Consider the following 20,922-nt stretch of genomic DNA (forward strand, 5'->3'; position numbering starts at 1 on the left):
GTACTAATGTGTTCAGACGATAATGTCAGTAATCAAAGAGACACCTGAACCCGTGAGGGAAAGGCATCCAGGGTAAAGTCAAGTTAATGCATACCAAAGAATTAATTATCGAAGCGGGGCGCACAGAAAGCCAGTATTGGAAAGACCTCTGGCGCTACCGAGAATTGTTTTACTTCCTAGCTTGGCGCGATATTCTCGTCCGTTACAAGCAAACTGTAATTGGCATTGCCTGGGCACTGATTCGACCCTTCTTAACAATGGTTGTCTTCACTATAGTGTTTGGGGAACTGGCAAAGTTACCGTCTGAGGGTGTACCTTACCCGATTCTCGTCTTTTCCGCTATGCTTCCCTGGCAGTTCTTTTCTAGTGCGCTGAGTGAATGTAGCAACAGTTTGGTAAGTAATGCGAATTTAATTTCTAAGGTTTACTTCCCTCGCTTGATTGTGCCTACTAGTTCAGTGATTGTCAGTTTTGTGGATTTCCTGATTTCTGGAATGATCATGTTGGGGCTGATGGCGTGGTACAACTTTGTCCCAAATTGGCGTATTCTGACACTGCCAGTATTTATTTTGATTGCGTTTGCTGCGTCAATGGGCGTAGGGTTGTGGTTGTCAGCGCTGAATGTAAAATATCGTGATTTCCGCTATGTGGTACCTTTCTTAGTGCAGTTTGGTCTGTATATCTCACCTGTCGGTTTTAGCAGTAGTATTGTCCCCCAGAAGTGGCGTCTCCTTTATTCTCTAAATCCTATGGTAGGCGTTATTGATGGTTTCCGTTGGGCAATTTTAGGTGGTGAGTCAAACCTTTATTGGTCAGGATTTACACTATCGCTTGGATTAGTTGCCCTATTATTTATCAGTGGCATCTGGTACTTTCGCAAAACTGAACGCACATTCGCTGACGTGATTTAAGCCACAAAGCTAAGATTGGTTAGAACCGATATAGGTTGATAAACCAGAAAAAATATAAGCTCTAAAATGAACAACCTGTAATCCCCAATCTCTTTTGTTAATTATTTAATAAGTGGGTGTTAATTATGGATGAAAAGCAACTGATAGACGAGTTAAAGAAGTATAACTTCTTTCACATTATCAAGTTAACAGAAAACATTTCTACAGCAGGAGATCCAGATGCTGTGCCAATACAGGATGTGGCGCTTAGAGCTTTAAGGACAATTGATCTCAAAGACAAGCGAGTGCTTGATATAGGCTGTAGAGATGGCTTGTTTTCATTCGAGGCGGAAAAGCTTGGTGCTAGAGAGGTTATTGGCATAGATAATGATCTATCTCTTGGGGCAGTGAATTTATTAATTCCTTATTTAAAGTCAAACGTTAAGATGTATGAATTAAATCTTATGGATTTAACACCCGAAACATTTGGAATGTTTGATGTAGTAATATTTCCGGGTGTCTTATATCACCTAAGATATCCATTTTGGGCATTAAAACGGATTAAGGATGTCTTATATGAAGGAGGTAAATTAATTGTAGAGACAGCTATCAACATTGATGATAACAGCCGTGCTATGCTATTTTGTCCTCTAGCTTCTGATAGCCCTTATGGCGTAACAAATTGCACATTTTTCAATGTAAAAGGGCTAGTTGATACTCTCTCTAGCATGGAGTTAGTTACTCACGAAACAGAACTACTGTACACTCCAAAATTGTCCAACTCTACAAACTTTTTATCGACTATTAAAACTCGAATAAAGTCTTTAAACCTAGTCAAGCCCTATATAAAGCCATATGTAGATCGTATAACTTTAGTTTGCTCCAAGCAATCACAAAATGAAGCAACTATCCTCAATGAATATTGGAACAGTACACATAATACCTTTAAGGAGCCTCTGAAATAAAGTTAGGTGCATCAACGCTCCTCTATCGACCCGCTCTAAGGCACAAATCGAAGTGTATTAGATACGTTTTTAAACAAAAAGGTGTTAAGTATGGATGACAATCAACTTAGAGAAGAGCTTAAAAAATATGATTTTTATCACATTATTAAATTAACAGAAAATATTTCTACTTCAGGATATGAAGATTACGTGCCAATCCAGAATATGGCACTTAGAGCTTTAAGGTCACTCGACCTTAAAAATAAGAGAGTTCTTGATATCGGTTGTCGAGATGGTCTGTTTTGTTTTGAGGCAGAAAAGCTTGGTGCCAAAGAGGTGATTGGTATAGACAACGATTTATCACCTGGAGCGGTAAATCTATTAATACCTTATTTAAAATCAAACATTAAGATGTATGAATTAAATGTCCTAGATTTAAAACCCGAAACTTTTGGTCTGTTTGATGTCGTTATATTTCCGGGAGTCTTCTATCATCTCAGGTATCCTTTATGGGCATTAAAGTTGGTTAAAGACGTTTTGCAGGAAGGGGGTACATTAATCCTAGAAACAGCAATGTATATGGATGACAATAAACGGGCAATACTCTTTTGTCCTATTGGTTCTGAAAGTCCTTATGAAGAAACAAGTTGTACGTTCTTTAATATGAAAGGATTAACTGATTCCCTATCTAGCCTGGAATTAGTTACTCAAGAAACTGAATTGTTACATACTAAAGATAGGTTAAATAATCGGGATTTTTTATCGACGATTAAATCTCGTTTTCGTTTTTTAAAGCCAGAAGAACCTTACATCGATCGCGCGGTCTTTGTTTGTTGCAAGCAATCACAACCTGAAGCTACTTTGCTTAATGAATACTGGAACGGCACGCATAAGACTTTTAATTTCTTAACGGCTAAGAACCCTCAGGAGTGAAGCTGTATGCGTCAAAGCAGGTTGGTAGACGCGATAGCCACAAATCAAAAGCATGTCAGATAGGGTCATTAGAGTTGAGAACCTAGGTAAGAAATATATCATTGGTCACCAGCAACGGGAGCGTTATACTGCGTTGCGGGATGTTATTGCTAATGGAACCAAGTCTTTGGGACGCACCTTGCTCAAGCCGTTTGGCAAAAGGATTCCTGACCCAGATGTTGAGGAGTTTTGGGCACTGAAAGATGTATCGTTTGAGATAAAAAAAGGCGATCGCGTCGGCATTATTGGACGCAACGGTGCAGGAAAATCGACACTCCTCAAAATTTTGAGCCGCATCACCGAACCAACTAGCGGCCGCATTACTGTTAAAGGACGAGTTGCTAGCCTCTTAGAAGTGGGTACCGGATTTCATCCTGAACTAACCGGGAGAGAGAATATCTTTCTCAATGGTGCGATTCTGGGGATGAGCCGATTTGAAATCAAAAAGAAGTTTGATGAAATTGTTGCCTTTGCAGAGGTAGAAAAGTTTTTAGATACCCCAGTCAAGCACTACTCTTCTGGGATGTATGTTCGCTTAGCGTTTGCCGTCGCTGCACACTTAGAGCCTGAGATTTTGATTGTAGATGAAGTGCTTGCAGTGGGGGATGCTGAATTTCAGAAGAAGTGTCTGGGGAAGATGGAGGATGTCGCAGAGAAAGAAGGACGAACGGTGTTGTTTGTGAGTCATAATATGACGACCGTTCAAGTTCTCTGTCAGAGGGCTATTCTTCTAGAACACGGGCAAGTAAAAATAACGGGTTCACCAAAAACTGTAATCAGTCAATATCTTAGTGGCGACTTTGAAAATTTAGCCGAACGTGTCTGGATTTCTCCAAATTATGCTCCTGGTTGTCAGAGTTTACGCTTACATAGAGTGAGCATTTGCGATCGCACTGGAGTTACTACACCAGATATAGATATACAGCATCCTTTCAGTATCGAGGTTGAGTACTGGGTACTTCAACCAGGAATCAAAGCGGGAGCAACTATTTTGATCTGGAACCATGAGAGAACATTGATTCTTAGTTCTCTAAGCAATCATGAGCCAAACTGGCACGGGAAAACACGACCTCATGGTTTATTCAAAAGTGTTTGCCAATTTCCTGGAAATTTATTGAATAACGGTCGTCACAGCGTTTCGGTGCTGTTATGGAAAGATAACTATGTTGCCTCTACACATGAAGATGAAGTTTTGCACTTTAAGGTACACGAATCATCAGGAGGAGTACGTGGCGACTATTTCTCAAGTGATGATGATTGGGGTGGTGCAGTACGAGTCTTGCTAGACTGGAAGACCGATTATCTAGAGGAGAAAAAATAACGTTAAATTCACATCTCTGTTGAAAGTCGGGAGTAGGAGAAAATAACTTTTATGAATTTAACTTGGTTAACAAAAGAGGAAGTCGATGAAGCAGTAATGAAGAGATGTCTTCAGACAAATGTTGTCCTTGACATTGGTTCTGGGATTTGTCCTCAATACTTCGTTAAACCAAAGATACATATCTGCGTTGAACCTTACCTTCCCTATATTGAAAAGTTACAGCAATCGGGTGTAGATGAGTCCAGATATGTATTTCTTAATTGTCCTTGGGATGGGGCAATGAAAATTTTGCCGGATAAGTCAGTGGACTCAGTATTTGCCCTTGATGTAATTGAACACATGGAAAAGGAAGATGGCTTAAAGTTTCTCAAAGAAGCTGAACGAGTTGCCCGTCAGCAGGTTATGATTTATACCCCGTTGGGCTTCTATCCTCAAACTTACGACGACCCAAATAAATCAGACCGCTGGGGTATGGGTGGTGGTTATTGGCAAACCCATCGTTCGGGATGGTCTCCAGAAGATTTTGGTGAGGGTTGGGAGCTAATTTGCTGTAAAGAGTATCATTTTATTGATGAAGATGAGCAACCTTTGGAAAAACCTTTTGGTGCCATCTGGGCGTTTCGTAATTTTGGAGAAAGTCTAGAGAAAACAAAGAAAATGGACTCATTTGAAGAGGTAGCAACTGATGAGCTAGCCTTAGCATTGTGGAGGCGCACAACAAGAAAAGCGAAACAAATTTTAAACCCTTTTAAGATTAATAAATTGTCTAAGAATGTCGAGGAGAGAGCTTAAATTACAGATATTTATTAGCTAAAAAAATTAGATAGGCTTTAAGAGGTTATAAGCTAGTGCGTATTCTCATTCTGGGTGCTAATGGTATGTTGGGTCACAAGTTGACCCAAGTTTTTTCTCAACAATTTGAGGTACTCGCCACGGTGCGCTCTAGTACAGATACTTTTGCTGGACATCCAGTACTTGCTCAAGAACAGTTGTTGGGAAATGTATCGGTTGAGAATTTTGACAGTATTGTGCGTGCGATCGCACTTGCCAAACCCCAATATGTAGTCAACTGCATTGGCATTGTTAAACAACAGCTTGCCGCAAAAGATCCATTACCGAGCATCTCAGTCAATGCTCTTTTCCCACACCGTTTAGCTCAAGTCTGCCAAGCTGCCGGTATTCGCCTAATTCACATCAGCACAGATTGCGTTTTTTCAGGACACAAAGGAAACTATCTAGAAAGTGATGTGGCTGATGCAGAAGACTTGTACGGGAGAACTAAGTTACTGGGTGAGGTGGGTGGCGAAGGTTGTCTCACACTGCGGACATCAATTATCGGACGAGAGTTTGGAACTTCATACGGCTTAATTGATTGGTTTTTGAGTCAAGAAGGGAAATCTATCCGTGGATACAAGAAAGCTATATTCAGCGGATTCACGACTCATGCCCTTGCCGAGATTATTGCTCAAATTATCACCCAGCACTCAGATTTGCAGGGAATTTGGCACGTTGCCGCCGAACCGATCAATAAGTTTGAGCTTTTATCGCTAGTGAAAGAAGTATATAGACTGAATATCCAGATCGAACCGGATGAGGTATTCCTATGCGATCGCAGTTTAAATAGCGATCGCTTCAGACAAGCAACTGAATTCGTTCCTCCCTCTTGGCAAGACATGATCGAGCAGATGTATCAAGACCCAACGCCGTATTCCAAGCTCCGAGGTGATTATGCTATCAGGTAAAAGAATTGTCGTTACAGGCGGCACTGGCTCCTTGGGTAAGGTTTTAGTACGGCGCTTGCTGTCAGGGGAACTGGGTAGACCGAGTAAAATTGTTGTGTTCTCCCGTGACGAAGCCAAGCAACATACCATGCGGCTTGCCTATCAACGGCGGGAAACGGCTACCGATGAAGTGATTTATCACAATTTTGAGGAACTTTTGCAGTTTCAGATTGGGGATATCCGCAACTATCACAGTGTTAGTACCGTACTCCGCAATGCGGATGTTGTGTTTAACGCGGCTGCACTCAAGCAAGTTCCAACCTGCGAATACTTTCCCTACGAGGCAGTGCAAACGAACATTAGCGGTGCCGAAAATATCGTCCGTGTGATTCGCGAACATCAACTGCCAGTTGAAACGGTTGTCGGGGTATCTACAGACAAAGCCTGCAAACCCGTTAATGTGATGGGAATGACCAAGGCAATTCAAGAACGCATCATCATTCGAGCTAACTTGGATTGTCCGAATACTCGCTTCATTTGTGTTCGTTATGGGAATGTCCTTGCTTCCCGTGGTTCTGTAATTCCCTTGTTCCACTACCAGATTCGCCGTGGTGGTCCCGTTACGGTTACAACAAGGGAAATGACACGATTTCTCCTGAGTCTCGAACAAGCTGTAGATACTATTTTCGCGGCTGTGAAATATGGGGAACGAGGAGAAACTTATATCCCACGAGTGCCATCAGCCAGAGTCGTTGATGTTGCGGAAGTGCTAATAGGCGATCGCCCAATCCAAACCTTGATTAGTGGCATTCGACCCGGTGAAAAAGTCCATGAAATTCTGGTATCTGAAGAGGAAGCCTATCGCACCATCGAGCGAGGGGATTATTATGCGATTCTGCCAATGCTACCCGAACTGAGAGGCACGGCAAGTGTTGAAAGTCCACTGACCAAGGAATATAGTTCAGCAGATAATGTGATGTCGAAGTCTGAGTTGGCAAAGTTACTAGGACAGAACCATCTTTTGGTAGAAGACCAACCGGCATTTGAGGACGCTCTGGTTGCATGAAAGTTATGACAATTCTGGGCACACGTCCAGAGATTATCCGCCTGAGTCGAATCATTGAGAAGCTCGATCGCTTATGTCACCACGTATTAGTACACACGGGACAGAACTTCGACCCCAACCTCAGCGACATTTTCTTCCAGCAACTCGGTGTCCGAAAACCTGATTATTTCTTGGGGGTTCGTGGCGACACGTTTGGTGAACAGATTGGCAAGATTATTGCCGAAAGCGATCGCATTCTTGCTGCTGAAAAACCCGATAAGCTGCTACTACTTGGTGATACGAATAGTGCTCTTGCTGCAATTGTTGCCAAACGCATGGGCATTCCTGTCTATCACATGGAAGCAGGAAACCGATGCTATGACGATCGCGTACCGGAAGAGGTGAATCGCCGGATTATTGACCACAGTAGCGATATCTTGATGCCTTATACGGAGCGTAGTCGAGCTAATCTGCTTCGTGAGGGAATTGAGGGACGGCGCATCTATGTGATCGGCAACCCAATTTATGAGGTACTCCAGCATTATCAGGATGCGATCGCGAAATCAAACATATTATCCAGTCTCGGCATAGAACCCGGTAAATACTTCCTAGTTACCATGCATCGGCAAGAAAACGTCGATGTTGAAGAACGCCTCATTGCCTTAACTCAAGCACTAGAACGACTACAAAAAGAATACCAACTGCCCCTCATTTGCAGTTTGCACCCCCGCACCCAGAACAAGCTGCAACGCTATGGTGTCAGTCTGAACAATGAACAAATTCGGTTTCTTGCTCCCTTCGGGTTCTTTGATTTTATTGCTTTAGAGCAGAATGCTTTTTGTGTACTGAGTGATAGCGGTACGGTACAGGAAGAGTGTTGTATCTTTCAAGTTCCTAATGTCACCATCAGAGATGTTACAGAGCGTCCGGAGACAATCGAATGTGGCAGCAATATCCTCAGTGGTGCAGATCCAGAGATGATTCTCCAATGTGTTCGCACGGTAACTCAGTCAACTTGCCAATGGACAATACCACCTGAATATCTAGTGGAGCAGGTAAGCAATACAGTTGTAAAGAGCTTAATCGGCTACTTGCCAACGGCAGGAGCGTTTGTTCAAAAAGGTTAGTACAACGAATATCGGCATATAGTAATTTGCTTTTAGCAAAATGACATCGAACCCGAAAGTCTCTATTGTTATCCCTGTATACAATGGCTCTGATTATCTCAAAGAAGCCATTGATAGCGCTTTGGGGCAAACCTCGAAAGATTTTGAAGTAATTGTAGTGAATGATGGGTCTAATGACGGAGGTAAAACCGAAGCGATCGCCAAATCTTATGGAGATAAAATTCGCTATTTTTATAAGGAAAATGGCGGAGTTGCTTCGGCGCTTAACTTAGGCATCAAGAACATGAAGGGAGAATGGTTTGCCTGGTTAAGTCATGACGATCTCTTTGCCCCTAGCCGAATAGAAGAAGACCTTAAGTTCTTAGAGAGCAATCCAGAAGCAAAGGTTATTTTTTGCAAAATCAAGACAATTGACTCTGAAGGAAATTTTATTGAAGATGTGAATTATCCTATTCAAAAAGTAACCAATTGTCGTGAAGCTGTGTTATTAGGTGGGGTAGATATGTGTACCCTAACTATCCACAAATCTTGTTTTGGAAAAACAGGGGTTTTCAAGGAATCAAATCTAACTATGCAAGATGTTGAAATGGGTTTTCGCTTAGTGACAATAGCCCCATTTTATTTAAACAGTAATACAGTAACCTTCAAAAGAGAGCATTTAAATCGAGGCTCATATACAATGTCTGAGCGTCACAAAAAAGACTCATTAGCTTTTTGTGATTTTATTCACAATGAATTAACATTAGATAATTTCTTCCCAAACCTAAACTATCAAGATGAGAATGAGGTTTTTCTAGCCTGGATGTATATGGAAATACTATATCGAGGTTTTGGGGCTATTCATTACGCACAAGAGGCTCGTAAGCTAGCATTTTTTTCATATAAAAATATTTTACGACGTTCGATAAAGAGATTAACTTTTGCCTTCAATAACCTGACAAATCCTGCAGTGAATGGGCTAATTCAAAAACTTCATTTTTTCTACAATAAAATGAAGCCTTAAAAATCATTCTTCCAACCAGTTTTCTTTAAGAATCATCTCCATCAAATCTGGATTGTGGCTTGCCTTCTTGTAGTAAGACAACTTGCCAAACATATACATAAAATTAAGTGCAATAAACCTCAAATAATTAATATCCCTTCTACTATTACTCAAATTGAACCTTAATTTGCTCAAGAAGTACCCTAATTCGCTGAGGGTTTCTTTAGGCAGATTAATCATTCCTTTGTTCGCTCGGATAGTGGTGTAAGCATCGCAACGTCCGTGGTTTTCAAATCGATTACTTAAGTGTTTTTGAGTGAACCTATGGGGCGGTATTCTGTGGTAGATAACGGATGAACCAATGTAAGCAAACTTATAGCCAAGTTCCTTAATTTTTATATTTAAGCCTGTCTCACCATCGCCAATCCAAAAACCTGCTACATTTTCTGGATTAAACCCCCCTGTTTGAAAAAAGGCTTCCTTCAATATCGCTTGGTGACAACTGAAAACATTGCAATCGTAACTTGATATAATTAAGTCTTCAGGTGGGTTATTGAGACTTAACACATGATTAAATAAAAGGTTTTCAACCCATTGTGGAGGGTCAACTTCCCATTTCGGCAAAACTCGTCCCGTGGCACTACCAACGTTGTAACCTAACTCAAACACCTTAACAATCTCGGAAAGAAGATTCGGCGTTGCCACCATATCATCATCTGTAAAGTAAAGGACATCACCGCTAGCGTATTTAGCAGCAGTGTTACGGGCAAAATGCACTCCTTGTCTTTTTTCAAAAAGTAAGTGTACTTTATTATTACCCTGGTAGGCTTCCAAAACTTCCTGTGTATTATCAGTTGAATTATTGTTGCAAACAATAATTTCAAAATCCTGATAATCTTGATTAAGAAAGCTGTCGATCGTATCAATAATATAGGAGCCTCGATTGTAAGTCGGTATAACGACCGTAATTTTTCTGCTCTTTCGGAAAGCCATGATTAAGTTTTGTGTGGATTCTGGACTAAAGTTTAGTAAATTAACGGGTTATGGGTAGTCTATGCAATTCATCTAGTATTCATAACAACTAATTCTTGTCAAGAATTCTAAAGAGTTCTATTAGCGATCGCTCAATTAACCCAGAGAATAGACATGAATCAATTAATTGTGAGTATTGGCAAATCCGCAAACAAAATCCTTGAAACAAGAGGGTTAAGACTGACTCGGATTTCACCAAAACCCAGTGGATATATAGTAGCTCAAGAAACCATAGAAGCAGCAGCAGCCAACAATCAGACTGTCACTGAGTATGTTGAGAACCAGTGGCAAGAACAAGGTATATCGCAGCAAGTTATTGATAAGTTTAAAGAATTTGGCGCTTTGACTCCAGCAACGAGAAGGATTTGTGAAATTGGAACTGGAACGGGTATGTTTGCAGATACCATTCTCAAAAGCTTTGATATAGATTCCTACGAAAGCTATGAAATTGATCAGGATTGGGCTGAATGGCTAGCAAAGACATACAACCTAGTTTCTCATCCAACAACAGGAGAAAGTTTAAATAAAACAAGCTCCAACTCTATTGACCTCGTTCATGGAAATGGTGTATTTGTATATACACCATTTCTCACAACTTGTAAATATTTTTTAGAAATCTCTAGAGTCACTAAGAAAGATGGCTTTGCTGTATTTGATATTTTTTCAGAGGAATGTTTTGATAATGAAAATTTAAAATCCTGGCTCATGTACTCCCATACTTATCCCTGCATTTTACCGAAAGAATATGTTAAAGATTTTTTCGGGAAAAATGGATTTCGTTATCTAGGAGAGTTTTTTAGAAAATTTGGGGAAGGGAAGTCCTTATATTTAGTCTTTCAAAAGCAGTAATTATCTCGTTGTTGATTCATGACTTTACTCATGGGAATTAACCCCAAAGCTTATTTGCTACCAATTTTAGAACTGTTTTCGCACTTGATTAAATAGAGCCATTATATCTTGGAGTATCTAAGGTGCAGCCCGAATCCATAATCTATCACGGTCAGTTGTTAGCAATCATCATCTGGCATCAGTTCAATGAGCCAGGGATTCACTTTTTCACCCCAAATGAACTGTCTCAACAGCTTGCCTATATGCGTCATCCAACGGGCAAAGTTATTGAACCCCACGTTCATAACCCTGTTGTTCGGGAAGTGCAATATACCCAAGAAGTCCTCTTTATCAAAAAGGGAAAGTTGCGGATAGACTTTTACAACGACCAACAGGAATATCTAGAAAGCCGTATCCTTGAAGCGGGTGATGTAATTCTTTTAGTTACTGGGGGTCATGGGTTTGAGGTGCTAGAAGAAATTGAGATGATTGAAGTTAAACAAGGTCCCTATGTGGGTGAGCAGGATAAAACTCGGTTTATTGGCATTACGGCACAGCAAGCGAAAATTGTTGAATAAGAGGATGTCTGAGAAGTATCAAACAAAGAGTATTCGATTCTCCCAGCCCCCCTTAAAAAAGGACGAGAAAACTCTTAAAGTCCCCCTTTTTAACGGGGATTTAGGGGGATCGTTATTTGTAAGCGTGCCAACAGTAACTTTTTAGACATCCTCTAAGTGCTGAACCAACTTCTTATTACTGAGCCACGGCTTGAGGGCAATGAAAAAAAATACCATTACCATCAAAAAACTTGCTAAGAGTCTGCTGCCGCCAGTTGTTATTAATGCTGCCAGGTATTCGACAGGAAGGCTACCAAAAACTAACGAGCAGATATTACAGGAGTATTTTAAAAATGGCAGAATTCCTTGGTCATCCGGCTATGGGCTTTATCATACTGAGTTGATGGCTCAGATTCTATCAGACGACTCTTTGCTAGAAGGTTTTCGTAATAGCCAACCCCTTCCTGATGATTATGGAATTGGGATTGATGAACGCTGCATTGAGTATCCCTGGTTAGTCTCTCATCTACCAGTTGAGGCGGAGTGTGTTTTAGATGCTGGTTCTGTCTTAAATTATGACTTTATTCTCAACCATCCAATATTTGACAACAAGAAGCTGCACATCCTGACACTGGCTCCAGAGGGAAACTGTTTCTGGCAGAAGGGAGTTTCCTATTTGTATGATGACTTGCGCGACATTCCTATCCGAGATGATTATTATGACGCGATTGTTTGTCTGTCTACACTAGAACACATCGGTTGTGACAATATCCTTTACACTCAGGATGAAAGCTACCGAGAGAATCAATCAGACGATTTTGTTCTTGCCATGAAGGAGCTGCGTCGGGTACTCAAGCTAGGTGGTGCTTTATTTTTGAGTGTTCCCTTCGGAGTTCATCGCCACTTTGGTATGTTTCAGCAGTTCGATCGCGAATTACTCTCTCGTGCTGTAGACGCGTTTGGCTCAGCTAGCGAAGTAACGGAAACCTTCTACCGATATACCACTAATGGTTGGCAGCTAACTACGGCAGAGGATTGTGCAGAGTGTGAGTATGTCGAATGGGTTGCAAACGCATGGCAGCACCCACAATTGCCAAGTCCAATTCCTGTAGAGGCAGACTTAGCCGCCGCTGCCCGTGCTGTAGCTTGTGTTCATTTGGTTAAAGGATAAATTACAAGGTGATCGCATCCCCAGAAATTATCGAGTCAGTGATGAACCCAATCCCAGTCAACGAGCCATTACTTGACGGTAATGAAAAGAAGTACCTGAACGAATGCATTGATACAGGCTGGATTTCCTCAGAAGGCCCGTTTGTTAAGCAATTTGAACAGCAGTTGGCAACTCGTGTGGAACGCCAATACGGTATCGCTGTTTGTAATGGTTCCGTCGCTCTCGATACTGCCGTTGCTGCCTTAGGTTTAGGTCAAGGGGATGAGGTAATTTTGCCCGCATTCACGATAATGTCCTGTGCCGCAGCAATTGTTCGGGCAGGTGCTGTACCTGTTGTTGTGGACTCTGATGCCTATACCTGGAATATGGATGTCAGCCAGATTGAGGCGAAAATCACACCGAGGACAAAAGCAATTATGGTTGTCCATATCTATGGATTGCCTGTAGATATGGAACCCGTACTCGCATTAGCAGATAAATATGGACTGCAAATCATTGAAGATGCCGCTGAAATGCACGGTCAAACCTACAAAGGTCGTCCATGCGGCAGTTTTGGCGCACTGAGTACCTTCAGTTTTTATCCTAACAAGCATATTACGACGGGTGAAGGAGGGATGATTGTCACTGATGATGAACAGCTAGCCGAACGCTGTCAATCGCTCCGAAACTTGTGCTTCCAGCCTCAGAACCGCTTTGTTCATGAAGAGTTGGGCTGGAACTTCCGCATGAGTAACCTGCAAGCGGCATTGGGTGTTGCCCAACTAGAGCGACTTGATGAATTTGTCGCTCGTAAACGCCGGATGGGGCAATTGTACACAGAGCTACTTTCAGATATTCCTGAACTACAACTACCTGTGCCACAAACGGATTATGCTGCGAATATTTATTGGGTATATGGGATTGTTCTCAAGGATGAGGTGCCCTTTGATGCTAAAGAAGCAATGCGCCGTTTAAGCCAATACAAAATTGGGACGCGACCTTTCTTTTATCCCATGCATGAGCAGCCTGTCTTGCGAAACATAGGCTTATTTGATGGAGAATCTTGTCCTGTAGCCGAAAGAATCGCTCGCCGTGGTTTCTATATCCCAAGTGGACTAGCACTGAGTGATGAACAAATTGAACAAGTCGCACAAGCCGTTGTCGAGATATTGAAATAAGGTCTTGATTGAGTATGAAGGTTTTCGGCAACTACGCCCGCTACTATAACTTGCTTTACCGCGACAAGGACTATGCAGGAGAAGCACAGTTTATTCATCAACTGCTACAGACTCATGCTCCTAACACCCAATCCCTTCTAGAGTTGGGGTGTGGCACTGGCACTCATGCACAGCTACTGGCTAAAGAGGGGTACAACGTTCACGGTGTTGATCTAAGTACGGAAATGCTACAGCAAGCTAGCGATCGCGTTTCCCAACTCCCCCAAGAATTAGCATCGAGATTGGCATTTTATCAGGGAGATATTCGAGAAATCCGTATCAATCAGCAGTTTGATGCAATTATCTCTCTGTTTCATGTGTTCAGCTACCAGACTACGAATGAGGGCTTACGAGCTGCTTTTGCTACAGTAAAAGCCCATCTTAAACCCCATGGGGTCTTTATCTTTGATTATTGGTATGGGCCTGCTGTATTAAGCGATCGCCCTTCTACCCGCGTCAAGCGTTTGGAAGATGAAGAAATTAGTATCACCCGGATTGCCGAACCCGTGATGCATCCTAATCAGAACCTAGTGGATGTTAATTATCAAGTCTTCATCAAAGAGAAAAACACAGGTTCGGTTGAGGAACTTCAGGAAACTCACCAAATGCGTTATTTATTTAAACCAGAAGTCGATTTACTATTTGCAGACTCTCAGTTGAAGTTGATCGAATGTCGGGAGTGGATGACCAAGCGTGAGCCAGGGTTTGATACTTGGGGAGTCTACTGTGTCGGGCGAGGCTAAATGAAAGTTGGTATTTTTGTAGGAGAATTACCAGAAAGCGGTGGAAGCTACACGTTTGAAAGCGAATTATTTCATTCATTAGTCAACTGTGGAGCAGGAAGCGGTCATACTTTTGTCTTATACAGTTGGAATCAACAACCACCTCCAGAACTCTCATCAGTCCAACATATTCAATTTGTATCTCTTCATCGCAGTTTGAAAGAACGTTTCCGCGCTAAGCTTTCTCGAACTAGGGCTAGACTCTTGCAAAAGCTGCAAAATCCTAGAATTAACTTTCAAAAAGAAGATTTATATCAAAATTTTATCCTAGATTCTCTTGTCAGCCGTGGTATCGAAATTACCTGGTCTTTAACACCAGGTTGTCTAACCATGGAACTACCATTTATCACCACAGTTTGGGATTTACAACATCGCCTACAACCTTATTTTCCAGAAGTAGGCACACAAGAGCAATGGAATAAACGAGAACAGTTTTATACAACACTCTTAAAAAGAGCCTCATTCATCATTGCTGGAACAGAGGCAGGAAAGTCTGAAATTGAGCGTTTTTACCAAGTGCCTACTGAACGGATTAAGCTTTTGCCTCTTCCCACTCCTCAATTTGCCTTAAATGCACCTTTATGCAAAGAAAGTAAATTTCTTGAGAAATACAACATTCCTAACAATTATTTATTTTATCCAGCTCAGTTCTGGTCACACAAAAACCACGTTAATTTACTCCTAGCTGTTAAATGGTTACGCGATAAGTATGAGCTTGTTTTTCCAGTTGTCTTTGTTGGTTCTGACAAGGGGAATCAGCCATATATCAAGCAGCTAGTGGCTGAACTCGATCTCACTGAACACGTAACTTTTCTAGGGTTTGTACCTCAAGAAGACTTAATTTCTCTCTACCGCAATGCCTTTGCCCTTACCTTTGTGTCATTTTTTGGTCCTGATAACTTACCTCCCTTAGAAGCATTTGCTTTGGGTTGTCCTGTAGTGTATTCAGAGGTTTCAGGAGCTAAGGAGCAGATAGGGGATGCAGCCTTGTTAGTCAACCCAAAAAAACCAGAAGAGATTGCTTTAGCTATCAAGTCACTTTCGGATGATAAAGCTTTGCGTCAGACTCTTGTAGAACGTGGCTTAGCACGAGCAAGCCAATGGACTGGGGAGGATTATGTTAAAGGAGTCTTCTTAATTCTGGATGAATTTGAAGCGATTCGGCGTTGTTGGACTAGTTAGTATTGACAAATCGTGAGGGAAGGATATCTACAAATAAAGTCGTGTTTATTCATAAAGTAAAAGTACGGTTAGCTACAGTAGCTAAACCGTACTTTCAACAAATTCACTTTAGGTGCAAACCGAATTAGATATCCAAATCAGTGAAGTTCAACCGAGAACCATAGGTTTCGATAAATTCACGGCGTGGTGCAACACGATCGCCCATTAGTACCGTAAAGATGCGATCGGCTTCAGCCGCGTCTTCGATCTCTACCCGCTTCAACGTGCGAGTTTGGGGATTCATCGTAGTGTCCCACAACTGAGTAGGCATCATCTCACCCAAACCTTTGAAGCGTTGGATAGTGTAGTTGGCATTTGCTGGGAACTCATGCTGAACGAGGTTGGTCATTTCGCGATCGCTATAGCAATAATAGTGATTGCGTCCCCGCTCTACTTTATAAAGTGGAGGGCAAGCAATATAGATGTAGCCCTGATCGACAAGCGCTCGTTGATAGCGATAGAAGAACGTCAACAATAGCGTTCTGATATGCGCTCCATCCACATCAGCATCAGTCATAATCACGATGCGATGATAACGCAACCCAGAGGCATCGAACTCCTCTCCCTTAATTCCCAAGCCAAGGGCTGTAATCAAGGACTGAATTTCAGTGTTCTTGTAGATTTTGGCATCATCTGTCTTCTCAATGTTGAGGATTTTACCACGTAGAGGCAGAATGGCTTGGAACTGTCTGTCTCTTCCTTGCTTAGCTGAACCACCCGCTGAATCCCCTTCTACGATGAAAATTTCGGATTCTGAGGGGTCTCTGGAACTACAATCTGCTAACTTACCAGGTAAAGGAGATGACTCCAAAACTGACTTACGACGCACCAAATCACGCGCACGACGGGCAGCTTCAGCGGCTTTAAAGGCTTGAATCGCTTTGTCTAAGATCGAGTCTGCAACGTGGGGACGGAACTCCAAATACTCCGTCAGTACCTCGCCCACGAGAGAATCAACAATCCCTCTGACTTCTGTATTACCCAGTTTCGTTTTCGTTTGACCTTCAAATTCTGGATCGGGTACTTTGACAGAAATAACACCCGTCAAGCCTTCTCGGACATTCTCGCCACCGAGATTAGCTTCATTGTCTTTGATTTTGTTGCGCTTACGGGCGATCGCATTCATCGTCCGTGTTAATACTGTCTTCAGCCCCTCTAAATGAGTACCACCGTCAATCGTGCGGATGTTATTGGCAAAGCCCAAGAGGTTGTCACTGTAGGCATCGACACACCACTGCAACGATACTTCTATTTGAACACCGTTGCGTTCTCCTTGTATAAATATAACTTCCTCGTGGAGAGGCTCTTTCTCACGGTTCATGTAGGTGACATATTCCTGAATGCCACCCTCGTAGTAATAGGTTTCTACCCGTGGTTCTGCCAGTCGGCTGTCGGTAAACGTAATCCGGACACTGGCATTGAGGTAGGCTAACTCCCGCAGACGCCCTGCCAAGGTTGTGTAATCAAACTCAATGCCATTGGCGAAGATTTGCGTGTCCGGCATAAAGGAGACTGATGTGCCAGTTCTTGCCTCTTTATGAGGCTTTGCGATCAGTTGAGTCACAGCGATACCCCGTTCAAAGCGTTGGGTATGTACTTTTTCCTCCCTCCAAACCGTCACCTCTACCCATTCAGAAAGTGCATTAACGACGGAAATCCCAACGCCGTGTAAGCCTCCAGACACCTTGTATCCACCGCCACCAAATTTTCCCCCAGCGTGAAGCACCGTCATTACTGTTTCCAGTGCCGATTTCCCAGTCGTGGGATGAGTATCAGTCGGAATGCCTCGTCCGTCGTCTGTAACGGTGACGGAACCATCAGCATTGATGTCAATTTCTATATGGGTGCAATAGCCAGCCAGAGCCTCATCAATAGAGTTGTCTACTACCTCGTACACTAGATGATGGAGTCCCCTTGGGCCAGTAGAACCGATGTACATCCCTGGGCGTTTACGCACCGGTTCGAGACCTTCCAGAACTTGAATCTGATCGGCACTGTAACTACTCGTCATGTAAGGGATTCTCCATTAAAAGCTTTGAGCCGTTGTAATGCGTTTAAAATGGCAAAACACTCACAAATTCTAACACAAAAGGCTTGCTGGCGACCACAGCGCAGTTTCACGGGTGATTTATAGAGGGGATGAACCTATCTGATCAAGGCAAAGTAGAAGAGATGAATAGCAGACAAGGAGGACAAGGACAAGTTTTCCCGCAAACTCTCCCTTGTTCCCCTGACTCTTGCACTCCCTCAGGATTAATTGTGATTTGCGGGGCAACGGCTACTGGCAAGTCAGGGCTGGCTTTAGAATTGACGCAACGTCTGGGTTCTGTGATTCTCAGTGCTGATTCTCGTCAGGTTTATCGGGAGTTTAATATCGGTACAGCCAAGCCTTCAATGGCTGAACGACAATTAGTACCACATTATTTAATAGATATCTGTGATCCAACAGAGACGCTGACGCTGGCAGACTATCAGCAGCAAGCACAGGTTTTGATTAACCGTTTCCCTCTTCCCTTACTAGTAGGAGGTACTGGTTTATACATTCGTTCAATCGTACAGGGGTTAAAAATACCGAGAGTTGCGCCTCAAAGTGAATTGCGATCGCAACTTTCCTCTCTTGGTCAAACCCAGCTTTACGCCTTCCTCCAACAAGTTGACCCAATTGCCGCCCAAAAGATTCACCCTAATGATGAAGTGAGGACATTACGGGCATTAGAAGTATTTTATGTCACCGGATGCCCAATTTCAAAGCAACAAGGCGAGAATCCTCCGAGTTACCCCATTATCCAGATTGGTTTGGACTGTAGCGACTCTAACACTCTTACTCGCCGTATTGAACAGCGTACTGAGCAAATGTTAGCCTCTGGTTGGGAAGCAGAAGTAAAAGCCCTTTGTCAGAAATACGGTATTGATTTGCCTCTGCTAGATACACTGGGTTATCGAGAAATGAAGCAGTATCTCGCAGGTGATATTTCCCTTGCCCAAGCGAAAGAACTCACAGTTTTGCACACTCGGCAATTTGCCAAGCGACAACGCACCTGGTTCCGCGCTTATCCAGAAATTGAATGGTTTGATGCAGATAATCTTGATTTGCTAGAGAAGGTGTGGCAACGAGTACAGGAGTTTGTCAATAATCTTAAGTGAAATGTCACTGACTTAAGAAAATTCATCACGACAGATCAACCCTTGCGCGGGGGGACTGGGGGACAAGCGTCTCCCCCAGTGGGGATTGGGGGGCAACGTCCCCCAATCCGGGTTTTCCAACAAACGATTACTTTTCGCTTAAGTCAGTGCCAGTCATCTTAAGTAAGCGTCTCTGGATCAATACCCATAGCTCGTAGTTGTTCTGCCAGGAGTTGAGCGCGGTGTTCAGCTTGTTCAGCACGGTGTTCGGCTTGTTCAGCACGTTCATCCCCAGTCAAAACAATATTTCCATCTCGGTAGCACCAGCGCAGCCAGATATCCTGTCTACCTTCAAATTCACCTTCCCATAGCCTCAAACCCAGCCCTACTTGCTCTAACCAGCTTTCTTGGCTTTCTGTATAGCGCCTTCCCTTCAGTTCATGAACACGCAGTACTTGCTGTCCTAAATGCTGACCAGGGTCATATACGATGTAGTAACTCACCCGAACCTGTTCATAAATTTTCAGTTTCTTCCCTAGTTCTTCCCCTATTTTGTTGGAGACAATTTCAATCACAACTTCTGGAGGTTTACCAAACTGCCAAACCAGGTAAGAACGGTTTTGCTTATCCCACCAACTTTCAGGCACCTCGACATCAAGGCTAAGGAATACATCTGGCATAATTGCAGGCTGATTAGCTTTATAGAAAATACCAACATTAGCTTCAGCCAAAAAAGTTTGTTCCTGTGCAGAACTGTAGAGAGCGCCAACTAACAAGCGTTGTTGTTTGGCAGAAGCGAAATTATCCACAGGGGTATCGTCTTCGGTAACTAAGGTGTTAGCGTCTGGTACATAGTAATCATCACCTATCAAAGGTTGCTGAACCATGAGTTAATCTCTTGATGCTTGTATTCCTACTTTTAGGTTAGTTGCTTGAGCCGTTAAAGGTGCGATCGCACGCTTCACTCCCATCTCAACCCAACCCCTACACGGGAAACATGAGAGTGAATCCAAAACCCTTACTATCCAACTTTCTGCTGAAGAAAGCGATCGCACAAGCTTCACTCTCCTGTTTGATAAGAATGCTTGGCTCAGAAAGAAGCAACAAGGGTTGATAAATTGCTCATCTCCATACACAAACTAAAATAAAAGTCAATATCACCATGCTCTTTCATTGCCTGCAAAAGAGATGCAAAATGCAATGCACTTGCTAGACATCCGCCATACTGAGGAGTAGAAGCCGCAATCATCATGGGGAGAATTGATATGTCTCGGTCTGTTGCATCAACAGAAACCCTAACATTTGAAGAATATCGGTTCTACCAGGGAGAGCCGGATGTCCTCTATGAACTATTTCGGGGACATTTAATACCGATGGCAACGCCAACAGCCTTACATACAAGAATTTGTGATTTTCTAGTCTACAAGCTGAAGTTTTACTTTGCTGATCAAAACCTACCCCTGATTGCAATAACTACTACTGGAGTCAGAACAGAAGTTGATTCTTCCCGCATTCCAGATGTTGTTGTTTGCACTTCAGCGCTCTGGGAGCAAGCCTGTACCAGACCTGGTTCTGGAATTCTTGACCTTGGTGAAGTACCGACGTTGGTAGTGGAAGTTACCAGTGACAATTGGCGAGAGGACTACATTCGTAAAAGGGCGGAGTATGCTCTCATCGATATTCCTGAATATTTGATTGTAGACTCCAATAAAGAGCGAATCTGGGTCTTAAATCATCCTGAGGGTGAAGAAGGTTATCAACGGGAAGAGTTCACTCGTGGGCAAGAATTGAAATTTGTGCAGTTTCCTGGATTAGTTTTATCAGTCGATACAATTCTTTCTCCTCCATTAGTAGAGGACTTAATTAGGGAAGAACAAGCGCAACGACGACAGCTTGAGCAACAGGTTGATGAGGAGCGACAACGGGCTGATGAGGAGCGGCAACGAGCCGAACGATTAGCGGCTAGACTACGTGAGATGGGAGTAAACCCAGATGATATCTAGGTTCAGC

At 42.8% G+C, this 20,922-nt stretch carries 21 protein-coding genes; 17 read left to right on the forward strand and 4 right to left on the reverse strand.

All coding sequences use genetic code 11. From position 1 onward, the window contains the following. Positions 1-86: 86 nt before the first annotated feature. From H6F98_RS19870 to H6F98_RS19910, 9 genes are all read left to right on the forward strand, one after another. The gene (locus tag H6F98_RS19870) at positions 87-911 is read left to right on the forward strand and encodes an ABC transporter permease (protein ID WP_192220427.1); all 825 of its coding nucleotides are present in this window, start codon (positions 87-89) and stop codon (positions 909-911) included. Positions 912-1,036: 125 nt separating this feature from the next. Continuing rightward, positions 1,037-1,855 (forward strand): bifunctional 2-polyprenyl-6-hydroxyphenol methylase/3-demethylubiquinol 3-O-methyltransferase UbiG, encoded by an 819-nt coding sequence (locus H6F98_RS19875; RefSeq protein ID WP_192220428.1) that lies wholly within the window; start codon positions 1,037-1,039, stop codon positions 1,853-1,855. Positions 1,856-1,945: 90 nt separating this feature from the next. Next, complete coding sequence (locus tag H6F98_RS19880; RefSeq protein ID WP_192220429.1) at positions 1,946-2,767, forward strand: bifunctional 2-polyprenyl-6-hydroxyphenol methylase/3-demethylubiquinol 3-O-methyltransferase UbiG; 822 nt, start codon at positions 1,946-1,948, stop codon at positions 2,765-2,767. A 52-nt stretch (positions 2,768-2,819) separates the two neighbouring features. Then, on the forward strand, positions 2,820-4,127 hold the full coding sequence (locus H6F98_RS19885) for a polysaccharide ABC transporter ATP-binding protein (RefSeq protein ID WP_192220430.1): 1,308 nt from the start codon (positions 2,820-2,822) through the stop codon (positions 4,125-4,127). Positions 4,128-4,178: 51 nt separating this feature from the next. Beyond that, the gene (locus tag H6F98_RS19890) at positions 4,179-4,919 is read left to right on the forward strand and encodes a methyltransferase domain-containing protein (RefSeq protein WP_192220431.1); all 741 of its coding nucleotides are present in this window, start codon (positions 4,179-4,181) and stop codon (positions 4,917-4,919) included. A 56-nt stretch (positions 4,920-4,975) separates the two neighbouring features. Further along, positions 4,976-5,869 carry an SDR family oxidoreductase gene (locus tag H6F98_RS19895; RefSeq protein WP_192220432.1) on the forward strand — a complete coding sequence of 298 codons (894 nt, stop codon included), beginning with the start codon at positions 4,976-4,978 and terminating at the stop codon, positions 5,867-5,869. After that, positions 5,856-6,914, forward strand: a complete 1,059-nt coding sequence (locus H6F98_RS19900) for a polysaccharide biosynthesis protein (RefSeq protein ID WP_192220433.1) — start codon at positions 5,856-5,858, stop codon at positions 6,912-6,914. The genes H6F98_RS19895 and H6F98_RS19900 overlap by 14 nt, the downstream gene beginning before the upstream one ends. Before the next feature lie 5 nt (positions 6,915-6,919). Continuing rightward, positions 6,920-8,020 (forward strand): non-hydrolyzing UDP-N-acetylglucosamine 2-epimerase, encoded by a 1,101-nt coding sequence (gene wecB, locus H6F98_RS19905; RefSeq protein ID WP_199348705.1) that lies wholly within the window; start codon positions 6,920-6,922, stop codon positions 8,018-8,020. A gap of 40 nt (positions 8,021-8,060) precedes the next feature. After that, positions 8,061-9,023 carry a glycosyltransferase family A protein gene (locus H6F98_RS19910; RefSeq protein ID WP_192220435.1) on the forward strand — a complete coding sequence of 321 codons (963 nt, stop codon included), beginning with the start codon at positions 8,061-8,063 and terminating at the stop codon, positions 9,021-9,023. Between the two features lie 3 nt (positions 9,024-9,026). Here H6F98_RS19910 and H6F98_RS19915 read toward each other — a convergent pair whose 3' ends face one another. Then, positions 9,027-9,995, reverse strand: coding sequence for a glycosyltransferase family 2 protein (locus H6F98_RS19915; protein ID WP_192220436.1), 969 nt, complete (start codon positions 9,993-9,995; stop codon positions 9,027-9,029). Positions 9,996-10,148: 153 nt separating this feature from the next. Here H6F98_RS19915 and H6F98_RS19920 point away from each other — a divergent pair, with 153 nt between their 5' ends. From H6F98_RS19920 to H6F98_RS19945, 6 genes are all read left to right on the forward strand, one after another. Next, the gene (locus H6F98_RS19920) at positions 10,149-10,883 is read left to right on the forward strand and encodes a methyltransferase domain-containing protein (protein WP_192220437.1); all 735 of its coding nucleotides are present in this window, start codon (positions 10,149-10,151) and stop codon (positions 10,881-10,883) included. A 122-nt stretch (positions 10,884-11,005) separates the two neighbouring features. Beyond that, the gene (locus tag H6F98_RS19925) at positions 11,006-11,440 is read left to right on the forward strand and encodes a hypothetical protein (protein WP_192220438.1); all 435 of its coding nucleotides are present in this window, start codon (positions 11,006-11,008) and stop codon (positions 11,438-11,440) included. A 199-nt stretch (positions 11,441-11,639) separates the two neighbouring features. Next, complete coding sequence (locus tag H6F98_RS19930) at positions 11,640-12,590, forward strand: bifunctional 2-polyprenyl-6-hydroxyphenol methylase/3-demethylubiquinol 3-O-methyltransferase UbiG (RefSeq protein WP_192220439.1); 951 nt, start codon at positions 11,640-11,642, stop codon at positions 12,588-12,590. Positions 12,591-12,598: 8 nt separating this feature from the next. After that, on the forward strand, positions 12,599-13,747 hold the full coding sequence (locus tag H6F98_RS19935; RefSeq protein WP_313929901.1) for a DegT/DnrJ/EryC1/StrS family aminotransferase: 1,149 nt from the start codon (positions 12,599-12,601) through the stop codon (positions 13,745-13,747). A gap of 14 nt (positions 13,748-13,761) precedes the next feature. Continuing rightward, on the forward strand, positions 13,762-14,529 hold the full coding sequence (locus H6F98_RS19940; RefSeq protein ID WP_192220440.1) for a class I SAM-dependent methyltransferase: 768 nt from the start codon (positions 13,762-13,764) through the stop codon (positions 14,527-14,529). Further along, positions 14,530-15,750, forward strand: coding sequence for a glycosyltransferase family 1 protein (locus H6F98_RS19945; protein ID WP_192220441.1), 1,221 nt, complete (start codon positions 14,530-14,532; stop codon positions 15,748-15,750). Positions 15,751-15,874: 124 nt separating this feature from the next. Here H6F98_RS19945 and gyrB read toward each other — a convergent pair whose 3' ends face one another. Then, the gene (gene gyrB, locus H6F98_RS19950; RefSeq protein WP_192220442.1) at positions 15,875-17,800 is read right to left on the reverse strand and encodes a DNA topoisomerase (ATP-hydrolyzing) subunit B; all 1,926 of its coding nucleotides are present in this window, start codon (positions 17,798-17,800) and stop codon (positions 15,875-15,877) included. 161 nt (positions 17,801-17,961) lie between these two features. On the opposite strand from gyrB, the gene miaA reads away from it, so the two are divergent. Next, positions 17,962-18,933, forward strand: coding sequence for a tRNA (adenosine(37)-N6)-dimethylallyltransferase MiaA (gene miaA, locus H6F98_RS19955; RefSeq protein ID WP_192220443.1), 972 nt, complete (start codon positions 17,962-17,964; stop codon positions 18,931-18,933). Between the two features lie 158 nt (positions 18,934-19,091). Here miaA and H6F98_RS19960 read toward each other — a convergent pair whose 3' ends face one another. Next, positions 19,092-19,799, reverse strand: a complete 708-nt coding sequence (locus H6F98_RS19960) for a Uma2 family endonuclease (protein ID WP_192220444.1) — start codon at positions 19,797-19,799, stop codon at positions 19,092-19,094. Between the two features lie 3 nt (positions 19,800-19,802). Continuing rightward, positions 19,803-19,967, reverse strand: a complete 165-nt coding sequence (locus tag H6F98_RS33125) for a hypothetical protein (protein WP_206759663.1) — start codon at positions 19,965-19,967, stop codon at positions 19,803-19,805. A gap of 210 nt (positions 19,968-20,177) precedes the next feature. On the opposite strand from H6F98_RS33125, the gene H6F98_RS19965 reads away from it, so the two are divergent. Continuing rightward, complete coding sequence (locus H6F98_RS19965; protein WP_242058611.1) at positions 20,178-20,915, forward strand: Uma2 family endonuclease; 738 nt, start codon at positions 20,178-20,180, stop codon at positions 20,913-20,915. The last annotated feature ends 7 nt before the right edge of the window (positions 20,916-20,922 follow it).

The sequence above is a fragment of the Microcoleus sp. FACHB-SPT15 genome, assembly GCF_014849525.1.
Classification (GTDB): domain Bacteria; phylum Cyanobacteriota; class Cyanobacteriia; order Cyanobacteriales; family Coleofasciculaceae; genus Symplocastrum; species Symplocastrum torsivum.